Origin of the sequence: Tenacibaculum sp. XPcli2-G (assembly GCF_024124505.1) — a bacterium.
Lineage (GTDB): Bacteria > Bacteroidota > Bacteroidia > Flavobacteriales > Flavobacteriaceae > Polaribacter > Polaribacter mesophilus.
Genome location: NZ_JAMXSH010000001.1, coordinates 111,736 through 136,410 on the forward strand (window position 1 = coordinate 111,736; position 24,675 = coordinate 136,410).

General features: G+C 33.4%; 25 protein-coding genes. 16 read left to right on the forward strand and 9 right to left on the reverse strand.

Annotated elements, in window-relative coordinates:
* Window positions 1-59 precede the first annotated feature (59 nt).
* From NH341_RS00420 to NH341_RS00465, 10 genes are all read left to right on the forward strand, one after another.
* The gene (locus NH341_RS00420) at window positions 60-572 is read left to right on the forward strand and encodes a hypothetical protein (RefSeq protein WP_253055406.1); all 513 of its coding nucleotides are present in this window, start codon (window positions 60-62) and stop codon (window positions 570-572) included.
* Window positions 572-1,396 (forward strand): alpha/beta hydrolase, encoded by an 825-nt coding sequence (locus NH341_RS00425; RefSeq protein ID WP_253055407.1) that lies wholly within the window; start codon window positions 572-574, stop codon window positions 1,394-1,396. Before NH341_RS00420 ends, NH341_RS00425 begins: the two co-directional genes overlap by 1 nt.
* 11 nt (window positions 1,397-1,407) lie before the next feature.
* Entirely contained in the window at window positions 1,408-2,721 is a 1,314-nt protein-coding gene (gene tilS / locus NH341_RS00430; protein ID WP_167712447.1) for a tRNA lysidine(34) synthetase TilS, read from the forward strand.
* Window positions 2,722-2,746: 25 nt separating this feature from the next.
* Window positions 2,747-4,711, forward strand: a complete 1,965-nt coding sequence (locus tag NH341_RS00435; RefSeq protein WP_047790330.1) for a cytochrome c biogenesis protein CcdA — start codon at window positions 2,747-2,749, stop codon at window positions 4,709-4,711.
* A 78-nt stretch (window positions 4,712-4,789) separates the two neighbouring features.
* Window positions 4,790-5,362: a DUF4126 domain-containing protein gene (locus tag NH341_RS00440; protein ID WP_073182562.1), complete on the forward strand. Its 573-nt coding sequence runs from the start codon at window positions 4,790-4,792 to the stop codon at window positions 5,360-5,362.
* 32 nt (window positions 5,363-5,394) lie between these two features.
* A complete protein-coding gene (locus tag NH341_RS00445) occupies window positions 5,395-5,757 on the forward strand; it encodes a hypothetical protein (RefSeq protein ID WP_253055408.1) in 363 nt (120 codons plus the stop codon).
* 39 nt (window positions 5,758-5,796) lie between these two features.
* Window positions 5,797-7,332 (forward strand): YifB family Mg chelatase-like AAA ATPase, encoded by a 1,536-nt coding sequence (locus tag NH341_RS00450; protein WP_047790333.1) that lies wholly within the window; start codon window positions 5,797-5,799, stop codon window positions 7,330-7,332.
* Between the two features lie 136 nt (window positions 7,333-7,468).
* Window positions 7,469-8,476 (forward strand): TlpA disulfide reductase family protein, encoded by a 1,008-nt coding sequence (locus NH341_RS00455; protein ID WP_047790334.1) that lies wholly within the window; start codon window positions 7,469-7,471, stop codon window positions 8,474-8,476.
* A gap of 102 nt (window positions 8,477-8,578) precedes the next feature.
* Window positions 8,579-8,872: a hypothetical protein gene (locus NH341_RS00460; RefSeq protein WP_073182561.1), complete on the forward strand. Its 294-nt coding sequence runs from the start codon at window positions 8,579-8,581 to the stop codon at window positions 8,870-8,872.
* Between the two features lie 82 nt (window positions 8,873-8,954).
* Window positions 8,955-9,461, forward strand: a complete 507-nt coding sequence (locus NH341_RS00465; protein WP_073182560.1) for a ferritin — start codon at window positions 8,955-8,957, stop codon at window positions 9,459-9,461.
* Between the two features lie 112 nt (window positions 9,462-9,573).
* Here the strand turns inward: NH341_RS00465 and ahcY are convergent, their stop codons facing one another.
* Window positions 9,574-10,890 (reverse strand): adenosylhomocysteinase, encoded by a 1,317-nt coding sequence (ahcY, locus tag NH341_RS00470; protein WP_159616960.1) that lies wholly within the window; start codon window positions 10,888-10,890, stop codon window positions 9,574-9,576.
* Window positions 10,891-10,952: 62 nt separating this feature from the next.
* On the opposite strand from ahcY, the gene NH341_RS00475 reads away from it, so the two are divergent.
* From NH341_RS00475 to arfB, 5 genes are all read left to right on the forward strand, one after another.
* A complete protein-coding gene (locus NH341_RS00475) occupies window positions 10,953-11,579 on the forward strand; it encodes a 4'-phosphopantetheinyl transferase superfamily protein (protein WP_167712452.1) in 627 nt (208 codons plus the stop codon).
* Between the two features lie 251 nt (window positions 11,580-11,830).
* Window positions 11,831-12,091 carry a hypothetical protein gene (locus NH341_RS00480; protein WP_073182558.1) on the forward strand — a complete coding sequence of 87 codons (261 nt, stop codon included), beginning with the start codon at window positions 11,831-11,833 and terminating at the stop codon, window positions 12,089-12,091.
* Window positions 12,075-12,707, forward strand: coding sequence for a nicotinamide riboside transporter PnuC (gene pnuC / locus NH341_RS00485; RefSeq protein WP_173359341.1), 633 nt, complete (start codon window positions 12,075-12,077; stop codon window positions 12,705-12,707). Before NH341_RS00480 ends, pnuC begins: the two co-directional genes overlap by 17 nt.
* On the forward strand, window positions 12,668-13,321 hold the full coding sequence (locus NH341_RS00490; RefSeq protein ID WP_253055410.1) for an AAA family ATPase: 654 nt from the start codon (window positions 12,668-12,670) through the stop codon (window positions 13,319-13,321). Before pnuC ends, NH341_RS00490 begins: the two co-directional genes overlap by 40 nt.
* A gap of 952 nt (window positions 13,322-14,273) precedes the next feature.
* Window positions 14,274-14,675 carry an alternative ribosome rescue aminoacyl-tRNA hydrolase ArfB gene (gene arfB, locus NH341_RS00495; RefSeq protein ID WP_125066626.1) on the forward strand — a complete coding sequence of 134 codons (402 nt, stop codon included), beginning with the start codon at window positions 14,274-14,276 and terminating at the stop codon, window positions 14,673-14,675.
* Window positions 14,676-14,896: 221 nt separating this feature from the next.
* Here the strand turns inward: arfB and NH341_RS00500 are convergent, their stop codons facing one another.
* The 3 genes from NH341_RS00500 to NH341_RS00510 are packed head-to-tail and all read right to left on the reverse strand — an operon-like array spanning window position 14,897 to window position 16,787.
* Entirely contained in the window at window positions 14,897-15,427 is a 531-nt protein-coding gene (locus tag NH341_RS00500) for a hypothetical protein (protein WP_253055412.1), read from the reverse strand.
* A 47-nt stretch (window positions 15,428-15,474) separates the two neighbouring features.
* Window positions 15,475-16,368, reverse strand: coding sequence for a hypothetical protein (locus NH341_RS00505; RefSeq protein ID WP_253055414.1), 894 nt, complete (start codon window positions 16,366-16,368; stop codon window positions 15,475-15,477).
* Window positions 16,368-16,787, reverse strand: coding sequence for a hypothetical protein (locus tag NH341_RS00510; protein WP_253055416.1), 420 nt, complete (start codon window positions 16,785-16,787; stop codon window positions 16,368-16,370). The genes NH341_RS00505 and NH341_RS00510 overlap by 1 nt, the downstream gene beginning before the upstream one ends.
* A gap of 1,234 nt (window positions 16,788-18,021) precedes the next feature.
* Between NH341_RS00510 and NH341_RS00515 the strand changes: the two genes are divergently transcribed.
* A complete protein-coding gene (locus tag NH341_RS00515) occupies window positions 18,022-18,993 on the forward strand; it encodes a hypothetical protein (RefSeq protein ID WP_253055418.1) in 972 nt (323 codons plus the stop codon).
* Window positions 18,994-19,213: 220 nt separating this feature from the next.
* On the opposite strand, the gene NH341_RS00520 is transcribed toward NH341_RS00515, so the two are convergent.
* From NH341_RS00520 to accC, 5 genes are all read right to left on the reverse strand, one after another.
* On the reverse strand, window positions 19,214-19,876 hold the full coding sequence (locus NH341_RS00520) for a hypothetical protein (RefSeq protein WP_253055420.1): 663 nt from the start codon (window positions 19,874-19,876) through the stop codon (window positions 19,214-19,216).
* A gap of 620 nt (window positions 19,877-20,496) precedes the next feature.
* The gene (locus NH341_RS00525; protein ID WP_253055422.1) at window positions 20,497-20,916 is read right to left on the reverse strand and encodes a hypothetical protein; all 420 of its coding nucleotides are present in this window, start codon (window positions 20,914-20,916) and stop codon (window positions 20,497-20,499) included.
* A 77-nt stretch (window positions 20,917-20,993) separates the two neighbouring features.
* Window positions 20,994-21,401 carry a hypothetical protein gene (locus NH341_RS00530; RefSeq protein WP_125066621.1) on the reverse strand — a complete coding sequence of 136 codons (408 nt, stop codon included), beginning with the start codon at window positions 21,399-21,401 and terminating at the stop codon, window positions 20,994-20,996.
* Window positions 21,402-21,562: 161 nt separating this feature from the next.
* Window positions 21,563-23,104: an acyl-CoA carboxylase subunit beta gene (locus tag NH341_RS00535; RefSeq protein ID WP_047788334.1), complete on the reverse strand. Its 1,542-nt coding sequence runs from the start codon at window positions 23,102-23,104 to the stop codon at window positions 21,563-21,565.
* A gap of 133 nt (window positions 23,105-23,237) precedes the next feature.
* Window positions 23,238-24,674 (reverse strand): acetyl-CoA carboxylase biotin carboxylase subunit, encoded by a 1,437-nt coding sequence (accC, locus tag NH341_RS00540; protein WP_253055424.1) that lies wholly within the window; start codon window positions 24,672-24,674, stop codon window positions 23,238-23,240.
* Window position 24,675: the final 1 nt, after the last annotated feature.

Consider the following 24,675-nt stretch of genomic DNA (forward strand, 5'->3'; position numbering starts at 1 on the left):
TATAGCAAATACTCAGAAAAAGTATTTCTAATCAAAAAACTATTACAAAAAATAAAGAGATGAAAAACACAATTAAACTTATACTATTCGTTGCTATTATTGCATCAATGACGTCTTGTAAAGCAAACAAGTATTCATTTTTAAACGACTATCCTACTAAAAATGTTCCTTTGGTTGATAGTACAAACTTTAGCAATCATGTAGAGGGTAAATTATTAACAAAACCACAACAAAAGCTTTTAAAACTTCCTTCAATTTTTGAAGAACAATTAGATGAAGAGAACGCTAAAATTGGTATTTCTTATCTTCCTAAAATATCAGAAAACTTTCAATCAGTAGTATATTATTTCTATCCAAATAATACTGAGTTAATCTCTATGCTGGTAACTTACGATAAACAATTTAATATAATTAATAGCCAAGTATTGGCTTATGATGAAATTGCGGAAGGAATGTTAAAAACCACCTCTACTCTTAATAAAAATAGTATTGAATTAGTTGAATATATTTCTGACGCTCCTTCTACTATTATTTTTAATATTTTAGAAGACGGAAACATTACAAGAGACTAATGACACACCATACATTCACATTCAATTTTCATAAAACTGAGTTTTTTGGTCAGTATTGGCAACCAGAAACTGTAAAAGCCATAGTGGTAATTGTTCACGGAATGGGAGAACATTCTGGAAGGTATAAACATGTTGCCAAAAAACTAAACGATAATAATTTTGGTGTAATTGCTTTTGACCATTTCGGTCATGGAAAAACAACAGGGAAAAAAGGACACAATCCAGGGTATAATTATGTATTAAAAAGTGTTACTAAACTTATTGAAAAAACTAAAGAGGTTTTTGGTGATAAACCTACGTTTTTATATGGGCACTCTATGGGAGGCAATACTGTAATTAATTACACGCTTAGAGAAAAACATCATCTAAAAGGAGTCATAGCTACCAGTCCTTTTTTACGTTTAGCTTTTCAGCCGCCTGCTTGGAAACTTTCGTTAGGAAAAATAATGCAAAAAATAGCTCCCTCAATTACTTTAGGAAATGAGTTAGATGCTAACGATATATCTCGCGACCCTATTGAAGTTGAAAAATATATAAATGACTCATTAGTTCATGATAAAGTAAGTCCTAATTTTTCTTTATCATTTATTGATGCTGGTGAATGGGCTATAAAAAATGCACCTTCTTTAAAAACACCAATGTTACTATTACACGGTACAGGTGATAAAATTATTGATTATAAAGGCACGGAGGCTTTTGCTAACAATACGCCTAAAGCTAGTATAAAACTATACGAAGGAGGATATCATGAGTTACAAAATGACTTATGTAAAGAAGAAATGCTACAAGATGTTGTAAACTGGCTAAACACTCAATTACAATAATTATTATTCACATGCTCCAACAATTAGCAAAACATATTGACGAACAATTTTCTTTTTTAAAAGAAAAAAAGTTACTAATTGCTATTTCTGGGGGAGTTGATAGTGTTGTACTAACACACCTCTTACATCAACTACAGTTTAATATTTCGTTAGCACACTGTAATTTTCAACTAAGAGGAAAAGAAAGTGATTTAGATGAACTCTTTATTAAAGAGTTAGGAAAAAGTTTGAACATTCAAACATTTACAACACGCTTTAACACTAATGAATATGCTACTAAAAATAAATTATCAACACAACTAGCAGCAAGAGAGTTACGTTACAGTTGGTTTGACTCCCTAAGTAAAGAAAATAATTTTGATTATATATTAACAGCCCATCATGCTGATGATAATTTAGAGACATTTTTAATTAATCTCTCTCGAGGTACTGGTTTAGAAGGCTTAACAGGAATTCCTTCAATTAATAAAAATATCATTAGACCTTTACTTATTTTTTCTCGTGAAGAGATTATAACCTTTGCCAAAAAAAATAATATTGAATGGCGTGAAGATGAAAGTAATTCAGAAACCAAATATCTTCGAAATAAAATACGCCACCAGATTGTACCTACACTAAAAGAATTGAATGACAGCGTTTTAAAAAACTTCAATAAAACAATTGATCATTTAAAAGAGTCTCAACAAATTATTGATGATAAAATAGCGGACATTACCCATGAAATTGTCTCAAAAGAGGGAGATTTATTAAAAATAAATATTGAAAAACTGTTAAAGTTATCCAACCCAAAAGCATACCTCTACCAGCTGCTAAAGTCCTATAAATTCACGGAATGGAACGATGTTTACAACTTGATTTATGCACAATCTGGCAAGCAGATTTTAACAAAATTTTATACTTTGTTGAAAGACAGAGATTTTTTATTACTTTTACGCACTAATGAAAAAAGTTCCTTTGAAAAGGAATATTTCATTATTAGGGAGGAAAACAAAGAAATTACAGCACCGATAAAGCTGCAACTAAAAAAAGTTCTAAAAAAAACTAACATTAATAAAGAAAACATTTATGTTGATTATGAACTTCTTAACTTCCCTCTAAAACTCAGACGGTGGAAATCCGGCGACTTTTTTTATCCTAAAGGAATGATAGGTCGAAAAAAAGTAAGTAAATATTTTAAAGACGAAAAAATATCAATTGTAAACAAAAATAAAATTTGGTTGCTCTGTTCTAGTAAAAACGAAGTTATTTGGATAGTAGGAAAACGACAAGATAGACGCTTTTTACCAACAGAAAAAACAACCAAACTATTAAAAATTAGTATTTAATTAACCCCATCAAACTACATATAGAATGAAAAAATTCTTTACTCTATTTTTATTATTCATAGGTTTAGCGGTTTATTCTCAATCTGACGATAACCCCGTAGTTGTTACTCCTAAGGTAGAGAAAATCTCTGATACTGAGTACGACTTAATTTTTGACGTGTTAATTGCTGAAGACTGGCATTTATATTCTCAATACAACCCAGAAGATGCTTCACTACCTATGACAATTGCACCAGCAGAAGGACAATCTGGATATACCTTAAATGGTAAAGCAAAAGAAAGTGAAACAGAAACTCAGTTTAGTGAAATCTGGGGAAAAGATGAAATCTTCTTTGTTGACGAAGGTAAGTTAATTCAAAGAATTACTGTTTCAGACTCAACTTTAACAAAAGTTACATTAAATCTTGATGCCCAAGTTTGTAAAGAATACTGTTTACCTTTTGATGAAGATTTTACATTTTCTTTAACAGGTGAAAAAGTAGCACAAACAGTTGCTGAAGTTGATGACAAAAGTAAAGAACTATCTCAAACTTTAAATTTAGACTTAAAAAATACAATTTTATTAAAAAGCTCAACTGACACAAATACTGGTGAAGAAGAGGAAGACAATAGTCTTTTAAATATTTTCCTATTAGGTTTTGTTGGTGGATTATTAGCTTTCCTAACTCCATGTGTATTTCCAATGGTTCCTTTAACTGTATCGTTTTTCACAAAACGTACAGAAAAAAGAGGAAAAGGTGTTGGTAGCGCTATCCTATACGGTTTTTTCATCGTATTAATTTATGGTTTAATAAGTCTTCCTTTTCATTTCTTAGATACTTTAGATCCTGAAATATTAAATAGTATTTCAACAAACATATGGTTAAACCTATTTTTCTTTGTAATACTAATATTTTTTGCAGGTTCATTCTTCGGTTTTTATGAATTAACACTACCTAGTTCTTGGAGTAATAAAGCAGATAGCGCTTCAAATGTTGGAGGCGTTCTTGGAGTTTTCTTCATGGCATTAACTTTAGCTATTGTATCATTTTCTTGTACAGGACCTATTTTAGGTTCATTATTAGCAGGATCATTAAGTGGAGGAGCAATGCAATTATCTGTAGGTATGGTTGGTTTTGGTTTAGCATTAGCTTTACCTTTTGCTCTTTTTGCGATGTTCCCTAACTGGTTAAACACATTACCAAAATCTGGTGGATGGTTAAATACTGTTAAAGTTGTTTTAGGATTTATTGAATTAGCTTTTGCATTTAAATTCTTATCAAATGCTGATTTAGTAGGACACTGGGGAATACTAAAAAGAGAAATTTTTATTGGAATATGGGCTTTAATTGCGTTCCTTTTAGCACTGTACTTATTTGGTTTCATAGGAAAAAGGTATGGTAAAATGACCTTATTTAGAGTTTTAGTAGGAATTGGAGCCTTAGCTTTAGCAGTATACTTAGCTCCTGGTGTAATGGAAAACCCTTCTTGGAGTCAAAATAAATTATTAAGTGGGTTTGCTCCACCTAAATTCCATAGTATATACAAAAAAGACAATCAATGTCCTTTAAACTTAAACTGTTTTAAAGATTTTGATGAAGGTATAGCTTACGCAAAATCTGTTAACAAGCCTGTTTTATTAGATTTTACAGGATGGGCATGTGTTAACTGTCGTAAAATGGAAGAAAACATATGGAGTCAACCAGATATCTACTCATTAATAAATGATGATTATGTATTAATTTCATTATATGTTGATGATCATCAAAGAATGTTACCAGAAGAAGAGCAATTTGATTTTATTAAATCTAATGGGAAAGTAAAAAGAATTAGAACCTATGGTGATAAATGGGCTACTTTCCAGTCTGCTAACTTTAAAACAGCTTCTCAACCATTTTATGTACTAATGAGTCCTGAACTTGAAATATTAAACTCACCTCAACAATATACAGATCACGGAACATACTATAATTGGTTAAAAACTGGTTTAGATAGATTTAACTCTAACTAATTATAATATAAATATTATATATTTAAAAGCCTCTTTTTTAAAAAAGAGGCTTTTTTTATATCTTTCAATAAAAAATATATGACACCAGAAACTATTATCAGCATATTTTTAGGAATTGGCTTAGCTGCTTCCGTAGGGTTTAGAGTATTTTTACCTCTATTTACGTTAAGCTTAGCAGGATATTACAATGTTATTCCATTAAATGAAAACTGGCTGTGGGTAGCAAGTACCCCTGCTATTATAGCATTAGGTGTAGCTACAATATTAGAAATATTTGCATATTATATTCCTTGGTTTGACAACTTACTCGATACCATAGCTGTTCCGTTAGCCGCAATTGCAGGTACTGCAGTAATGGTTTCAACTGTGGCAGATTTATCACCAGTTATTACTTGGGCTTTAGCAATTATTGCTGGTGGCGGAACAGCATCAGCTATAAAGGGCACTGCTGCTTCTACTCGACTTACTTCTACAGCAACAACTGGAGGAGTTGCCAATCCAATTATTTCAACCGTAGAAACAGGCACCTCGTTAGTTATGTCTGCATTTTCTATTTTTTTCCCTATACTGGCTATTATTCTAGTTATTTTGATTTTTATTAGTATACGTAAAATGTTTAAATACATTTTTTCTAAATCAAAAAAGGTATAATTATTGGTGTTATTTTTATAAATCTAACTTTTTTGAAAAATAATATTACTACCATCTTTTTAATTACCGTCATACTTTCTACTTCAGCGCAAGAAATTAAGAAAAAAGAGAAGGCCCCTGGAAGTATTTATACTTTCTCCAATACCTATTCTACTTTTTATGATTCATCAACAGTTAATAAAAATTTAGATTTAAATGGATTATCTTTTTTTATTGTAAATCAACAAGACATTGATAACAATTCTTTCTCTATTCCATTTGATAAACTAAATAAAAAACCTACTTCTTTTATTTATGATGACTATATAGATTATCAAAATAACAACCTTTTAAAAGGGTTCTTAAAAAAGAATGATCCAACTCATTGGAGTCCACAGCAAATACAATTACAATAAGTTTTATTTTTTCTCTATCTTTAGCGAAAAGAGAAAAATATGCTAGTAAAAGTCTATGGAAGTGCTGTTTTTGGTATTGAAGCAACCACAATTACTGTTGAAGTTAATATTGATAAAGGTATAGGATATCATTTAGTTGGATTACCCGATAAAGCTGTAAGTGAAAGTTCGTATCGAATCTCTGCCGCTTTAGCTAATAACAGTTACAAACTCCCTGGAAAGAAAATCATTATTAACATGGCACCAGCCGATATTCGTAAAGAAGGTGCTGCCTACGATTTAACTTTAGCTATTGGTATTTTGGCTGCCTCCAATCAAATAAAATCAGAACAGATTGATGAATATATTATTATGGGAGAACTTTCTCTTGATGGAAGTTTACAACCTATAAAAGGAGCTCTACCTATTGCTATTAAGGCTCGTGAAGAAGGATTTAAACACTTTATCCTTCCAAAAGAAAATGCCAAAGAGGCTGCTATAGTTAATGACTTAAATGTTCTTGGGGTAGACAATATTATGGAAGTTATAAACCATTTTGATGGTAACAAACTAATTGAACCTACAACCGTTGACACCCGCGCTGAATTTTACAAGCATATTGACTTTCCTGAGTTTGATTTTGCTGATGTAAAAGGACAAGAATCTATAAAACGTTGCATGGAAATTGCCGCTGCTGGTGGACATAATATCATTCTTATTGGACCTCCAGGAGCAGGTAAAACAATGTTAGCAAAACGTTTACCATCCATTCTTCCTCCTATGACCTTACACGAAGCCTTAGAAACCACTAAAATACATTCAGTGGTAGGAAAAGTAAAAAATACTGGCTTAATGTATCAACGTCCCTTTCGCTCACCACATCATACAATTTCAGATGTTGCGCTCGTAGGTGGAGGACAATACCCACAACCTGGAGAAATATCTTTGGCACATAATGGTGTTTTATTTTTAGATGAACTTCCCGAATTTAAGCGTACCGTTTTAGAGGTAATGCGTCAACCTTTAGAAGATAGAGAAGTTACTATATCACGTGCGCGTTTTACCGTAAACTACCCTAGTAGTTTTATGTTAGTTGCTAGTATGAATCCGAGTCCTTCTGGATATTTCAACAATCCCGACTCACCGGTTACCTCCTCTCCTGCCGAAATGCAACGTTATTTAAGCAAAATTTCTGGTCCCTTGTTAGACAGAATCGATATCCACATTGAAGTAACACCAGTACCTTTTGATAAGCTTTCTGATGAACGAAAAGGAGAAAGTAGTGTAGATATTAGAAAAAGAGTTACCCTTGCTCGTGAAATACAAACAACTAGATTTAAAAACCTTGAAAACATTCATTACAACGCACAAATGAATGTAAAGCAAATTCGTGAATTTTGTAAATTATCAGAAGAAAGTAAAAGCTTATTAAAAGTGGCCATGGAAAAGTTAAACCTATCAGCTAGGGCTTATGACAGAATTTTAAAAGTATCTCGTACCATTGCCGATTTAGCTTCTTCCGAAAATATACTATCCGAACATATTACCGAAGCAATTCAGTATAGAAGTCTAGATCGTGAAGGTTGGTTAGGATAATTATAAAGTTAAAATTCAATAAAGTATACAACTTTAAGACAGTTAGTGAAATGTTAAAAAATTGTGCTTTCATATAAAATCACTAATTTAGGCGTTTATTTAAAAAGCTAAACAGCAAAATTAAACATACACCCTAATGAAAAAATTAGTTTACTTATTGGCATTTTCTATTGCCTTAGTTTCATGTAAAGAGAAACAAAAAGATTATGTGACTTTTTCTGGAAAAATTACCAACAAAAACTCTGAAACAGTTACTATTTCTAACCCTCAATTTAAATTCAACAAAGTAATTAAAGTTGGTGAGGATGGAACTTTTAAAGATACTATGAATGTAAAAGATGGTTTCTACAGATTTTTTGATGGTAAAGAATATACTGCTTTATACTTAAAAAACGGAGCCGATATTAATATGACGATTGATGCTAAAAAATTTGACGAAACTATAACTTATACAGGGGTTGGTTTTGAAGAAAGTGCTTTTTTAGCTAAAGCTTCATTAGAGCAAAAGAAATTATTTGAAGATAAAGAATTAATGAATTTACCAGAGTTAGACTTCAGATCTAAAGTTTCTAATTTTGTTGATGATTTTAACAAAAGATTTGAAGGAGCCTCATTAGACTCTACTTTTGTAGCAAGTCAAAAACAAAGTATTGCTGGTTTAGAAAATTACTTAACTAAAATGTATAACGACAAGCAATACATTACTAAAAAATTAGCTAAGGGTGCTGAATCTCCTAAGTTTGTTAATTACGAAAACAATGCTGGTGGTACTACTTCTTTAGATGATTTAAAAGGTAAGTATGTGTATATCGATTTATGGGCTACTTGGTGTCAACCATGTAAAAATGAAATTCCTTTCTTAAAGAAAGTTGAAGAAAAATATCACAATAAAAACATCGAGTTCGTAAGTATTTCTGTTGACAGACAAAAAGACTATGAAACTTGGAAAAAAATGATTGTTGATAAAGAATTATCAGGAGTACAATTATATGCTAAAGAAGATAAAGCTTTCATGGATGCGTATAGAGTATCAGGAATTCCAAGATTTATTTTATTAGATCCAGAAGGAAAGATTATAGACTCTAATGCTCCAAGACCTTCTAATCCTAAATTAGTTGAGTTATTTGAATCATTAAATATCTAGTCTTAAAAGACATTTTATAATAAAAAGCCTGCAAATTTGCGGGCTTTTTTATTCCTTACATTATTCTTCTTTAGATTGATTAAAAATAATTATATTTGCGGAATGAATTTTTTAACAGAAGATGTATCGTTTAAAGTATCTTGTGGTGGCAGAAACTGCTACCAGCTAGATTTAGGCTATAAAGTAATAGATTTTACTTTCTGCCAACTATTAGCCTTCAGGAAAAAAGTATTAGAACGCGCTTCGTACGAATCATTAGAAACGATTATCGACGGTGATAACTTCGTACTCCTTTTTGCAGCAGACAACAAACACTTATTATTCTTAGATGTACCTCAACTTATAGAGTTACGAGAACTTCTTTTAGCTGTTTTTAAGCAGAAAACCCTTTACTAAGACTAGCTTTAAATTAGGCACTCCATTCTTTTTAAAGCCTTATAATCTGTATCTTTATAGTATTAAAACTAAACAAAATATTATGGAAACAGCAATAAGAAGAGACATGATTTTAGACGTGGAAGTAGTTGATTTGCTAAACCACCAAATAACAATGGAGCAACAAGCCTCTTCTAAGTATTTAGCGATGGCCTCTTGGTGCGACCAAAGAGAACTTAGAAATAGTGCAGCATACTTTTATAAGCAAGCGGAAGAAGAAAGAGAGCACATGATGAAAATTTTTAAATTCGTTAACGATAATGGCGGTAGTGCAATGTCACCTGTAGCTACTGAAGTTTCTCACGAATTTGAAAGCTTACGAGCTATTTTTGAAGCTTCTTTAGATGCAGAAATAGAAGTTACCAAATCAATTCATCACGTATTTAAAACTGCAAGAAAAGTAGGCGATTTCACTTCTGAAATCTTTTTACAATGGTTTGTAACAGAACAAGCCGAAGAAGAAGAAAAAGTAAGAGACATTTTAGACTTAATCGATTTAATGGAAGGTATGCCTTTAAAAATGATTGATGAGCGTATTCCTACTGAATAAAACAAAACGTTTATAAAAAGCATAAAAAATCCCGCAACAATGTTGCGGGATTTTTTGTGTCTTGATTCTTGATTCTTGATTCTAAAAATCTCAAATCTATAATAATCTAAATCTAATATCTATAGTGTTCTGGCTTGTATGGACCTTCAACAGTTACACCAATATATTTCGCTTGGTCTTCACGTAACTCAGTTAACTCTACACCAATCTTAGCTAAGTGCAATTTTGCTACTTTTTCATCTAAATGTTTTGGTAACATGTACACCTCATTTTTATACGCATCAGAATTATTCCATAACTCGATTTGCGCTAAAGTTTGATTTGTAAATGAGTTAGACATTACAAAACTTGGGTGACCAGTAGCACAACCTAAGTTTACTAAACGTCCTTCTGCTAATACGATAATATCGTTTCCTTTTACTGTGTACTTATCAACCTGAGGCTTAATTTCAACCTTAGTATCACCGTATGTTTCATTTAACCAAGCCATTTGGATTTCGTTATCAAAGTGACCGATGTTACAAACGATAGTCTTATCTTTCATTGCTTCGAAGTGCTCAGAACGTACGATATCTTTGTTACCAGTAGTAGTAATTACGATATCAGCCTTACCTACAACAGTTTCTAATTTCTTTACTTCAAAACCGTCCATAGCAGCTTGTAACGCACAAATAGGATCAATTTCAGTAACAGTAACGATAGAACCAGCTCCACGGAAAGAAGCCGCAGTACCTTTACCAACATCACCATAACCACAAACCACTACTCTTTTACCAGCTAACATTACATCAGTAGCACGACGAATTGCATCTACAGCAGATTCTTTACATCCGTACTTATTGTCAAACTTCGATTTAGTAACCGAGTCATTTACGTTAATAGCAGGCATTGGTAACGTTCCGTTTTTCATACGCTCGTATAAACGGTGTACCCCTGTAGTAGTTTCTTCAGATAAACCTTTAATTCCAGGAGCTAACTCAGGATATTTATCTAAAACCATATTGGTTAAATCTCCACCATCATCTAAAATCATGTTCAATGGCTTCTTATCTTCACCAAAGAATAATGTTTGTTCAATACACCAATCAAACTCTTCCTCGTTCATACCTTTCCAAGCATACACAGGAGTTCCAGCAGCAGCGATAGCAGCAGCAGCTTGATCTTGCGTAGAGAAAATATTACAAGAACTCCAAGTAACCTCAGCACCTAAAGCCTGTAACGTTTCAATTAAAACCGCAGTTTGAATCGTCATGTGTAAACATCCTGCAATTCTTGCTCCCTTTAAAGGTTGCTCATCTTTGTACTCTTCGCGTAAACTCATTAACCCTGGCATTTCAGCTTCTGCCAATTCAATCTCTTTTCTTCCCCAATCAGCTAAAGAAATATCTTTAACTTTGTAAGGAACATATGTCGCGGTTTTTGTGCTCATATTTTTGTATATTTATGTATCTTAAATTTGAGTCGCAAAATTACGAAATAACTTTCTAAAATATGCCTCTTTACAAAACATTAACGGTAAACAACCATGCTAAAGCATTGATTTGGAAGATTGAAGAATCTTTTGAACAACTTTCTAACGGCGTTTCTTTAACAAAAGGAAATCAACAAAGAGTAAACGGCATGAAGTCGGATTTACACCAAAGAGGCTTTATGAGTGTACGTCACTTACTAAAAGAAGTTGGTTATACCGATGATGATTTACTATACGATGGCTACGGAAAACCACACTTAAAAGACGGTAAATTCATTTCAATCACCCATTCATTTACCTTTTCGGCAATTATTATTTCCGATACACAACCTGTGGGAATAGATATTGAAATGCAGCGCGATAAAATTGTAAAAATCGCACACAAATTTACTCCTATAGAAGAATACAAATCCATTGCCAACCACGATGCTTTGGTAAGCAAACTAACCATTGTTTGGGGCGCCAAAGAAAGCTTGTATAAAATCTACGGAAAGAAAAAATTGCTCTTCTTAGAAAACATTTATATTGAAGATTTCTCTTTTGACACCAATCAAACTACTGGAAAAATCTTGTACGAAGGACAAACCTCTGAATACGACATCCACTTTTTAGAAATGGAAGGATTCACCTGCGTATGCGCTTGTTAAACACCTAGTCTGAAACTCCAAAACCTCGTAACTTTGCTACTATGAGACTTTGAAGCTCTGCATCTTTGCGACTTTAAAAACCCAAAACCTTCCAACTCTGCAACGCTACCACTCCACAACTCTGCAACTCTGCAACTCTGCAACTAAAAAAACTCTGCAACTCTACAACCCCAAAAAATCTCCCAAAAACCTTTCCCGCGCAACAACAACTTAACTTTAGTAACTTTGCATCTTTCTAATTAGGAACAACCATGAAAATATCCGTAGAATTGACCTTAAGTCCGCTTCAGAACGAATTTGAAGAACCAATTATCAATTTCATCAAAAAACTAAGAGCCTCGGGATTAACCGTCTTAGAAAATCCGTTAAGCACACAAGTGTATGGAGATTATGATACCGTGATGCGTTTAGTGACTTCTGAATTGAAAAATGCTTTTGAATTAATTGACAACGGATTGCTATTCATGAAGATTGTAAAAACCGATCGTAGCGATTATGAGCCAACTTTTTGATTTCCTTTTTGGGCAGTATGCTGATTACAATCCTATTGATGTTTGGCTAGAAATTATTGCCGTTATCTTTGGGTTTTTATCCGTTTGGTATTCTAAACAGAATAAAATTTGGGTATTCCCTACGGGGATGATAAGCACCGCTATTTTTGTATACCTCTTGTTAAAATGGGAGCTGTTAGGTGATATGATGATTAACGGGTACTATTTTATTATGAGTGTATACGGTTGGTATATCTGGACGCGAAAAGTAGACGCTACTCATGTAACTCCTATCTCTAGAACAACATCTAAAGAAAAAAAACAAAGCATAGCTATATTTGTAGCCACCTTAGTTTTTGTCTATGCTGTGTATACCGTTTTTGATAAATGGACGAGCTGGACAGCTTATGTAGACACAGTTACCACTGCCATTTTCTTTGTTGGAATGTGGCTCATGGCAAAACGAAAAATAGAAAACTGGATTTACTGGATTATTGGCGATATTATCTCCGTTCCACTGTACTTTTACAAAGGATTTACCTTTACTAGTTTTCAATATTTATTATTTACCTTTATAGCAATTGCAGGATATTTAGCATGGAAAAAGCACTTACACAACAACCCATCAACCTTGTAAAGGTGGTATTATTTGGACCTGAAAGCACAGGAAAAACAACCCTTTCTGGTCAGTTAGCGCGTCATTACAATACCGTTTGGGCTCCCGAATTTGCGCGTGAATACTTGCAAGATAAGTGGAACAACGAACGTAAAACTTGTGAGCAACACGATTTAATTCCGATTGCTGAAGGACAAATGGACTTGGAAAATGAATTGGCTAAAAAGGCGGATAAAGTACTCATCTGTGATACCGATTTGTTAGAAACCAAAGTATATTCTGAAGAGTATTATGGCGGATTCGTAGATCCGAAATTAGATAAAGCTGCTATTGCAAACACCTACGATATTTATTTTTTAACCTATATCGATACGCCTTGGGAAGCGGATGATTTACGCGACAGACCCGAGCAACGATTGGAAATGTTTAAAGCATTTGAAAATGCGTTGAAAAAATACAACCGTCCGTATGTGTTGTTAAAAGGAGACAAAGAAACCCGATTGAAAAAAGCAGTCGCAATTATTGATGAATTACTCACAAAAAAAGAAAACTTATACTCTTTTTCCGACACTCTTACCGATTTAGACATGCACTTCATGCACCAATCACCCGACACACCTAATTACGATATGTAAGTATCGCTAAACGTCATTCCGTATTTCATGTCATTACTATAATAGATAAACGTCATTTCGACCAGAGGGAGAAATCTGTTTAATTCTAGTAGCGAATACTCTTGAAAATTCCCAACACCCAACTTTGAGATTTCTCTCTTCCGTTCCACTACAATTCGAAATGACAAGTTCCGTCATTGCGAGTGAAACGAAGCAATCTCCTTGTCGACAAAAAGATAACCACGTCGTTTACACTCCTCGTTATGACGAACCTAAAACATACCGTCATTACTATAATAGATAAACGTCATTCCGAACGACGAAGGAGGAGGAATCTCACTAATAAGAGTAACTACTACCCTTTAAAACTCCCAACACCCAACTAAAAGATTTCTCACTTCCGTTCCACTACAGTTCGAAATGACAACTATTAATTTATAACATGATATAAACAACCTGAACGTCATTCCGAACGACAAAGGAGGAGGAATCTCATCAATAAGAGTAACTACTACCCTTTATAGTTCCCAACACTCAACCATAAGATTTAGCTCCGCTGAACCTTGCGGTTTCTCAGTCACACACTCCTTCGAAATAACGCACGTTTTGTCATTTCGAGCGATAGCGAGAAATCTACTTAATTCTAGTTACGAATACCCTTTAAAGTTCCCAACTCTCACCAATAAGAGTCACTTCTATTAGTAAGCCCCCTTTACAAACAACAATAGATTATTTATATTTGAAACTCCTGTTTTTACAGGAATACAGTAACACCTATTAAAGTAGGTTGGCTAAAATTTTAAAGCTGTCAATTCGAGTGAATTTTGCGATTGAAAAGAGCATAATTTGTATCGAGAATTTAGGACTTAGACACTGGAATAGTTCTCGATAAAATTTTTATCTCGTTAGCACTTGATAAAAACCACTCGAACTGACATTGGAAGTTAATTCCCTTAATGCATTCACAAACACTATGAACAAAGAACAACTTTTAAAAGAACTCAACTTTAAAGCCGTACGAAGCTCTGGTGCGGGCGGACAGCATGTAAACAAAGTATCCTCTAAAGTAGAATTAAGTTTTACTATTGAAGACTCGTTAGGACTCTCGGACAAAGAAAAAGCACTACTCCTTAAAAACTTAGCGAACAGACTCTCTAAAGAAAATACACTCATACTAAGCTCACAAGAAAGCCGCTCACAACACCGCAACAAAGAATTGGTTACCGAACGCTTTTTTAACCTTTTAGCACAAGCCTTGGTAGTACCCAAAGTACGTAAAGCTACCAAACCTAAAAAAGCAGCGATTGCCAAACGTTTGGATGCTAAAAAACAACAGGCTGAAAAAAAAGAAAACCGAAAAAAATTTCGGTTTTAATATAGCTTTTATTTTCCATAACATGGAATAGATAATCTGCCTTGCCAACATTGATTCTTTAAGAGACAGAACTAAGTAACTCTTTTAGGATTATGTTCAAACTCACCCCTACTCTGTTTTTGGTGGTATTATCTCTGTCTTTTCTTCTCTATCAGCAGGAAAATTTGGTCTTACTGGTTCTCTACTTGGTGTTGATGGTTGTTCATTTGGTTCGTCATCACTTAACATAATTCAGTTTTTTTTATTATTAAAAATATTGTTGTTATAAAAATAACAGCTAAAGATAATATTATAAATGTTTTAGCTCTATAAAGGTATAAAGCCCGCACGTCATTGATTTGAGTATTTCTGTCAGCAATTGCAATTAGTTTATTTGTTAATTCTTCCTCAAAGTCAATTTGTTTTTCTTTGCTAACTTGTTCATTATAATCAGGAATTGCTACTTTTTGAAAATGACGAACTTTCTCGAGTAAAGAAATATTGGGATAACAAAAACCTCTTAAAAAATTATTATATGATTTTACGAGGAAAACAATACTTAAAGTTAACAAAACAAATATTATTCCAAGTAATATTAGTGCTGTCTTGTTACTTTCTACTATAATTTTATACTCTTCTGATGTATAATAAAATGATAGTAATCCAATTAATAAAGAAATTATTCCTGTTGGGATTGAAATAGAGTCATCAAGACTTTTTCGTCTATTCAGCTCTCTGTCGTAAATGCTCTTATAAAACCCTAAATCGTTCACCTCTCAAAAAACAAATAAACACCTAATAAATAAAATAATTAATCTCCTCAGTCATGTCCTATTAAATCAGATAATTCTAAATCAGTATCTCGTATATCTGTTTTCCAAGATTCGAAATATTTATGATACTTTTCTGGATTACTTTCTACTATTCCAATAGTACATTTAACAAGATTTCCGAACGTATTCCTGATATCAATTTCTGGATGGGATCTTTCTGGATAATGAGCGATACCTACTTTAGTATTTAAAACATTATCTAACTCATAAAAATAAGCATCTAACTCGAATGGGTTTTTATATGCAGAATGAGCTCTCGAAAGAATATGTTCAAAACTGTTAAGGTGCTTGTAATGGTCCACTAGAATTCTAAGAGGTGTCTCAGTTGCCTTTAGAATCACTATTTCCATCAAGGTATTTTTTATATTTCGTTTATCTAAGATTTGCTTAAAACCTATATCATTATTATGAAGGTCATAATTCTTTATTTTTCGAACAACGTTCTTAAGGTTGTAATTTGAGTAAACATTAAGAATTTCATCCTTAAGGTTTTTAGAATATTTAGTTGATATTTCATCATCAAAATACGAATCTGTTGTTGGAAGGTATGACCTAGGTATTTTTGCCTTAGAAATAATCATAACATTCTTGGTTTCTATATTATTGTCTATATCCAAGAAGTATACAATTTCATTCGAATCCTTGATTAAATTCTTTAAAGACTTAGTTTTACTAAAATACTCATAAAGTGAGTATTTTTCAACAGTAAACAAAAGCCACCTATTTAAATTATCATCACAGTCAACCCAATTCATTAAATAATTTATTCCATTTTCATCATAAAAATGAGACAACAATGGACCATCAAAAGAGATTATATCACCTCTTTTTATTAGGTTTAAATTAAGTTTCTTAATGTTATATCCATCTAATTTCTCCATCACTCTAATATACGAATTATTTCAAATCTTTCATTTAAGTTGCAATTTTCTAAATGATGAAAGTTAAAATGTCCATTTTTATCAATATTACTTCCAACTCCATCATTATGAACTAAACTACCTTTTGCAATATGCGTGCCTAAACGTTTTTTAATGTTTTTAAACTTCTTGTTTAGTATTGAAAAATGTCTTTGGCTATTTTCAATACTATTATGAAATGATAAAGCATAGATTGCACATTTTTCTAAATCAGTCTTATCATTTAAACTTTTTGGATTTTTTTCAGCTTGAGCTATAAAATTTCTGCGATCATTTATATCTTTAAACACCCACCTATATGATACACATTTTATATTCTTATAATCATCTGGTGGACATCTCTCTAATTCATTTATTTGTTTTTGGTAGTAGTAATCCATTGAGCTAAAATAGTTTTTTTTAAATAAGTTCTAAAATCTATTACATTTCCTCAAACAATCATTTCATTTTATCAGTTTGTTTGAGTAATAACAAAATATAATCATCTCTTACAATTCCGCGTAAACCTAAAAAAACTCCACCATACATTCTTACGGAATCCCATAACCTCAGTTATTTAGGTTATAAAAGTTGTTTTTTAGAGTAGCAACGGTTCTTTATATCGCTGTTTGGGTCGCTGATACTACGGCATGCTCCGTTAACACCACGGCACGGGTCGCTGATACTACGGCATGCTCCGTTAATACCACGGCATGGGTCGCTGATATCACGGCACACTCCGTTGACACCACGGCACGGGTCGCTGATACTACGGCAAGCTCCGTTAACACCACGGCATGGGTCGCTGATATCACGGCATGCTCCGTTGACACCACGGCATGGGTCGCTGATACTACGGCTATCCTCCCACTCTCAAATCTGTATGGATTCAGTCCAACGCTCTCGGTCTACATATTAACGGATTATCACTTCGATACAACACACAAAAAAATGTCAAACAAATGTAACGACAGCTATATAATTATTTTTGAAAGACAAATTGCTTTGATTAATGAGAATACTAAAAAAGTACCCCGTCATATATAAGCAGGCAAACCAAAAATAACACCGCAAGAGCCGTTAAAATTAAAATCTGTCTGAGCGATAGCGAGTTCTTTTAATTTAGGGTCGAGGATGATTATTTTTGAGTGTAGGCAGGTTAAGACTATATTTTTTGCTTAGCTCATTAATTTTTATTGGCTTTCAAAGGAATTCATGAACCTCCAAAGTCGGTTTCTTTTTCATCAATGGAAAAAGAAAAATAGCTTAGAAAAGATTATTCTATGTAAAATCTAAGTCGTTAAGAAAAGATGTCAATGATAGATAACACAAAAAAAATATTCGCAACTAGTATAAAAGATATACTTCTGATTGTCTGCTTGTTAAAAAAAAGCAAAAATTGACCATCGCATTTGTTTTTTATACCCCAACACTATAATTTAGAAGTGGTTAAGAAAAAGAAACTAACAAAATGCTATGATTGTATTGCTAAAACCATCTAATTTTTTATGGGTTTTTAACTAGTGGCAAGGGGCTCTCCTGCTATTATAATCTTGTTGTTTCTAAGAATTACCTAAGGGTAGCGTGTTTTACGCATCCCTAAAAACACACATGTAACTTAAATTAAATATTAATATGGAAACAAGAAGAAAATTCAAAGGTTCAGATGCTTTTTTAGCAGAAAGCGCACGTACAATTTACAACCTATTTACGCAAGACTTGGAGCGTTTTACCGCTTTCAATACCCGATTTACGAGCGAGTATGCGGCGGCTTTTTTACATCAGATTGATGCGGCAGATACGGTAGTTACCGATGTAAGTACCTTGGCTAAACAAGGGGTGGAAACACAAAAGGTGTTGATAGAAATGCAAAATGCAAGTCGTGTGTATAATCGTATTAAAAGTCATGCTATGTGGGCTTTTCCTGATAATCCTGCGGTATTAAAGGAGTTTACAACTGGTTATAGAGATGCGAGCAAGAATCAGCCTAAAATGTTGGTGTTCTTAGAAACGTTAGAAAAGGTGGTTACAAATTATTTAGATGATTTGACCGATGTAACGAAAGGCGGAATGCCTGCATCTATTGTGGAAGAGTTGGCTACAATTAAAGACGAATTAAAAAGTGCGAACACTCAGCAAGAGGTGTATAAAAAACAGCGTTTGGTAATTACACAAAATCGTATTTCGGCATTGAACGATTGTTATACAACGCTTGTTCAAATTATAAATACGGCTCAGTTGGTATTTGCCAATGAACCTGCAAAAAGGGCACAGTATAGCTATCGTCCAACTACAGGAAGCAGCTCTATTACTGATTTTGTGGGACAGGTAGCGCCTAATGAAACCAAGGTGATTACTCAGGTATCGTATGACAAAGAGAGTTTTATTGGTTTTGAAAATAGAGGGGAAACCACACTACAGTTCGACATTAGTACCGACGAGGTCACCCTAAACGGTAATATGGTTGAATTGGAAAGTGGTGCTATTAACAATCAGCCAATGGAATGGTTACTAGCGGATGTTACCAATGGTACTAAAGTGAATATTTTGGCGTATAATCCGTCTACTACCTCAACGAGAAGTTATTGGGTTAGTACGGATGTGTAAGAATAATTTTTTATAAAAAATAACAACGTCATTACAAAGGAGGCACGACTGAAGTAATCTGTTTATTTTGAACTATAAACATACAGATTACTGCGTTATCACTCGTAATGACGTTTTTTTAAGTACTCTATTTTGAGTTAATTTATCAATCAAACACAAACTTAAACCCCTTGTTTTACCTTTCTCCCTTCAATTTTTTATACATTTTTAACAGATAATATTATTCCTGTAGTTCAGTTTTTCCATCCTTCCCTTTATATAGCTTATCATCAGCTGAACCAAGAACATAATCTTCTCCTGCAAACCTCATTGAATATTCTGAAGAACTTATCAATACATACTCTAATCTACTTATTCCCAAAAGATTAACTTCATCTTTCACACCTATATTCTCTAGGGATTTAGGATATTTGTTATTCTCTACAAAATACCTATCTAATGTTCCTGCTATTTTACCTATAGCAGTTCCTTCTTTTTTACCTCTTTGATATAAATAATTATTTAATGTGCTCTTAATCTCTTTTTGTTTTGTCTCGTTTTCAAGTTTTGTTTTCAATTCTTGTAATTCATAATTCTTTTTACTTACACTTTCAACAAGTTTATAATGCCTTTCAGAATTAGCACAAGGATCACGAGTAATTGCCAGATAACTTGCTTTATAAGTTTCTTGAAGTCGAATGCTTTCTTGGTTTAGTTTATCTTTTAATAATTTAGATTCATTTTTAATCTCTAAATTATCTACTCCAACACTGACTTGATCTATTACGTTTACAGTTGCTTTTAAACTGACTTTAAAATCCTTTACAGCATCTTGATAAATTTTAGCGGCACACCTTTCTGATTTCGGAAAACTAACAGGCCTTCCATCTGGACAGGAAGCCATTCTTGTTGCACAACAACTACTCAGTGTAATTGTAATTGTTAAAAGGTAAAGTGATTTTATAATTACATTTTTCATAATATTTGGTTATTGATTAGTTTAGTATTTTGCCTAATTCGTCACATCCAAACAACCATCAATTATATCCAGTCATTTGGCTTAATTACTTTGACAATTCCTTATAAATCTAAAAAAACATCCTTACAAACAATTACGGAAACCCTTAAAACCAGATATTTAAGTTATAAAAGCTATTTTATTCATCATTAATGTAGTATTAAACTGAGTATAGGGTAGCTTTATACTTAATAGTATTGCTCAATAAACTACTGCCTTCATTTTCTTTGCTTGTCCAAAGAAAACGAACCAAAAGAAAGGACACTTTTACGAGGAATTTTTAAACCTTGTTTAAAAACGTCTGAAAAACGATGCGAGACAAAGCCTCTGAATCTCATCGTTTTTTCAGACTATTCTGCGTAAGAGGACTTCGAAAACTCCTTTTTAAAATTGAATTTTTATTAACTAACGTCATTACGAAGGAGGTACGACTGAAGTAATCTGTTTATTTCGAACTATAAACTTAAAGATTACTTCATTTCATTCGTAATGACGTTTTTTTGTAGTTACTTTTTAGAATATGTAGTAGCTACATTTTTCTCTGGTAAAGTTGTTGTAAAATCTAAACTATATTTTTCTCCTATCTTATAGTTAAGAACTCCATCTTTTTGAAAGGAATCTAATCTCTTTAATTTTTCTAATGGAGCATCTTCTGTCATTCTCATTATTTGATGACCATATTTTTCAATACGCCCATTATAAAGAACTAAACAACTATAAAGTGTTTCAGGCTTTGTACTTTTAAAAAACAAGAATTTTCGTTTTGGTTCATTTCTATATAAATAGACCGTTAAGTCATACATAAAATTCTCAATCCAATATATCTCTAATACAATAGTTCCTTCTATACAGTCTCTTTCAGCTTTTAAATAGTAGGATGTATCAGCATACCTTCTTTTATTTTCAGTAATTATTTTCCAATTCATAGTTATACTAACACCTTATATAAATGTAGTTATATAGTTTGAACACACATTTTAATAAATATAGTACTAGTAATGATTTATATATCAGTTAATTTAATTTTCCCTTTTGCTATCTTTTTAGTGATAGACCTAAAAATATTATTTCCTCCTTCTATCCATTTTCCATCAATAAAAATTACTCTAAAAAATCTAATCCTTTCGGTTGCATGTGGTATACTAATATCTAAGCAATCTCTTTCTTGAGGAGTATAATCAAAATCAAATGTTTTAATAGTACTATTTAATTGATTAATAACTTTTTCAATAGTAACTCCGTTACCTAAATCTTTCTTTGGCATTACCATTTTACCAATTAAAGATGAACTATTCCTACCTAAATATCGAGTTAAATTCCAGTTATAACCTTCTAAGAAATTAGTTTTTATAGAACTTTCTTCTTTCTCTAAACAGGTACAGAAAATTAAAATTTTTCCGTTTTTACACATTTTTTTATTTTTTTTAAATCTAAAAAAATATGTTTATACATCCTTACTCTTTTCTAAAAACCTCATCAATATAGCATTAAATCAAGTACATCCAAGGCCTTATAAAACAAAAAAGACGCTCCTAAAAAGAAGCGCCTTTAAAAATATTGATATGTATTTTGTTACAACGGTATATTCCCATGTTTCCTATTCGGACGTTCTACCTTTTTACCTTCTAACATTGCAAAAGCTTTGATTAGTTTTCTACGGGTGTCTTGTGGTAAAATTACCTCATCTACAAATCCACGTTCTGCTGCACGGTACGGATTCGCAAATTTATCAGCATACTCCGCTTCCTTTTCAGCTAGTTTTGCTTCATGGTCGTCTGCTTCTGCAATTTCCTTTTTAAAGATAATTTCACTCGCTCCTTTTGCTCCCATTACCGCAATTTCTGCACTAGGCCATGCAAAGTTCATATCAGCACCAATATGTTTTGAGTTCATTACGTCATACGCTCCACCATAAGCTTTACGAGTAATTACACTTACTCTTGGCACGGTAGCTTCACTCAATGCATATAATAATTTTGCTCCGTTGGTAATAATCGCATTCCATTCTTGGTCAGTTCCTGGTAAGAATCCTGGTACATCTACCAACACCAATAACGGAATATTAAAACAATCACAAAAACGGGTGAATCGTGCTGCTTTTTTAGAACTGTTTACATCCAAACATCCTGCTAAACTCATCGGTTGATTGGCTACAATCCCCACACTTCTTCCTCCTAAACGCGCAAATCCGACCACGATATTATCAGCATAATCTTTATGGATTTCAAAAAACGAATCAGCATCAGCAATACCGTCAATTACGGCACGCATATCGTACGGCTTGTTCGCATTATCTGGAACTATATTGGCTAGTTCTTCTCTAATTTCATCGCCTAATTCAAATGGTAATTTTGCCGTGGTTTCTTGATTGTTCTGTGGCATATAACTCAACAATGTTTTGATATCTTCCAAACATTGTACATCGTTCGCTGCCGTTAAATGCGTTACTCCCGATTTGGTTGCGTGCGTACTCGCTCCTCCTAACTCTTCCGAAGTTACTTCTTCATTGGTTACTGTTTTTACTACGTTAGGTCCTGTAACAAACATATAACTTGAGTTTTCTACCATAACGGTAAAATCGGTCATCGCTGGTGAATATACTGCTCCACCCGCACAAGGTCCCATAATCGCTGAGATTTGTGGAATGACTCCTGATGCTTGTACATTTCTGTAAAAAATATCGGCATAACCACCTAACGAACGTACGCCTTCTTGAATACGCGCTCCACCAGAATCGTTCAATCCGATTAATGGTGCTCCTACTTTTACTGCCAAATCCATAATCTTACAGATTTTTTCCGCATGTGTTTCCGATAACGAACCTCCAAATACCGTAAAGTCTTGTGCAAACACATATACTAAGCGTCCGTTTACAGTTCCGTATCCTGTTACCACTCCGTCACCATAAAACTTCTGATTTTCCATTCCAAAATCGGTCGTTCTATGGGTTACTAAAATACCTACTTCTTCAAAAGAACCTTCATCTAAGAAATAATCGATACGCTCACGAGCGGTTAATTTTCCTTTTTGATGATGACGGTCGATGCGTTGTTGTCCGCCTCCTAACTTTGCTTCGGTAAGTTTATGTTGTAATTCTTCTATTTTAGATTTCATCTATATTCTTTTTTTGGGCGTTCCCCAAGGGTCGGGCTTTCCGCTATATCTTTTGTTGGTTCTCGATACTTGCTTCGCAAACTCGAACTGACAACAAAAGGATGCCGCTGCAATCCCTAACGCACATTATGTATTAACAAGTTTTTAAAATACGTTGCTCTTTTAAATACTGCTGTAAGGCTACCTGTGCAGCAATCTTCGCTTCTTTTTCGTATCCTGCTTCTAACAACTCAGGTGTATAATATTTTTTTACAAAATGAGTATCGAAATTTCCTGAAGTAAACGCTTCGTGTTCGCATACGAACTTTCCAAACGGCAACGTAGTTTCTATTCCTTTTACCTTATAATTACTAATCGCTTGCTTCATTAACTCAATAGCTTCTTCACGCGTATTTCCGTAGGTAATCAATTTAGAAATCATCGGATCGTAATAAATAGGAATTTCCATTCCTTCTTCAAAACCATCATCTACACGAATATTTTCTCCTTTCGGATGTTGGTAGGTTTCCAACACGCCAATACTCGGTGCAAAATTGTCTAACGGGTCTTCAGCGTACACTCGTAATTCTAACGCGTGTCCGTTAATTTGCAACTCTTCTTGTGAGAATGATAGCTCCTCTCCTCTTGCTATTTTTATTTGTTGCTCTACCAAGTCAATACCCGTAATCATTTCGGTAACTGGATGCTCTACTTGCAAGCGTGTGTTCATTTCTAGGAAGTAGAAGTTTTTGTTTTCGTCTAGTAAGAACTCAACCGTTCCTGCTCCTAAATAATCACAGGCTTTCGCAACTCTAACGGCTGCTGCTCCCATAGCTTCTCTAATTTCTGGAGTCAACACACTCGATGGTGCTTCTTCTACTACTTTTTGGTGGCGACGTTGTACCGAGCATTCGCGTTCAAATAAATGTACTACGTTTCCATGAGCATCTGCCAATACTTGGATTTCGATATGACGTGGTGATCCTACATATTTTTCTATAAATACAGAACCATCTCCAAAAGCTGATTCTGCTTCTGAAATTGCACGCTGCATTTGTTCTTTAATATCGGCTTCTTTTTCAACAACACGCATTCCTTTTCCTCCACCTCCTGCTGAGGCTTTGATTAAAATCGGATATCCTATTTCATTCGCTACTTTCGAAGCATATTCTACATCGGTTACCGCTTCATCAATACCTGGAACCATCGGAATATCGTAGGCTTTTACTGCATCTTTTGCAGCCAATTTGCTACCCATCACTTCAATAGCATGAGTTTTCGGCCCTATAAATACAATTCCTGATTTTGCTACCGCTTCTCCAAAGGCTGCATTTTCACTTAAAAATCCGTATCCTGGGTGAATTCCATCTACATCTAACTCCTTCGCTACTTCAATAATTTTATCTCCTAATAAATACGATTGGTTAGAAGGTGCAGGACCAATACATACTGCTTCGTCTGCAAAAGTTACGTGTGGTGAATTTCTGTCTGCTTCCGAATAAACAGCTACCGTTTTAATTCCCATCTTTTTTGCTGTACGCATTACACGCAACGCAATCTCTCCTCTATTTGCTACTAATATCTTTTTCATA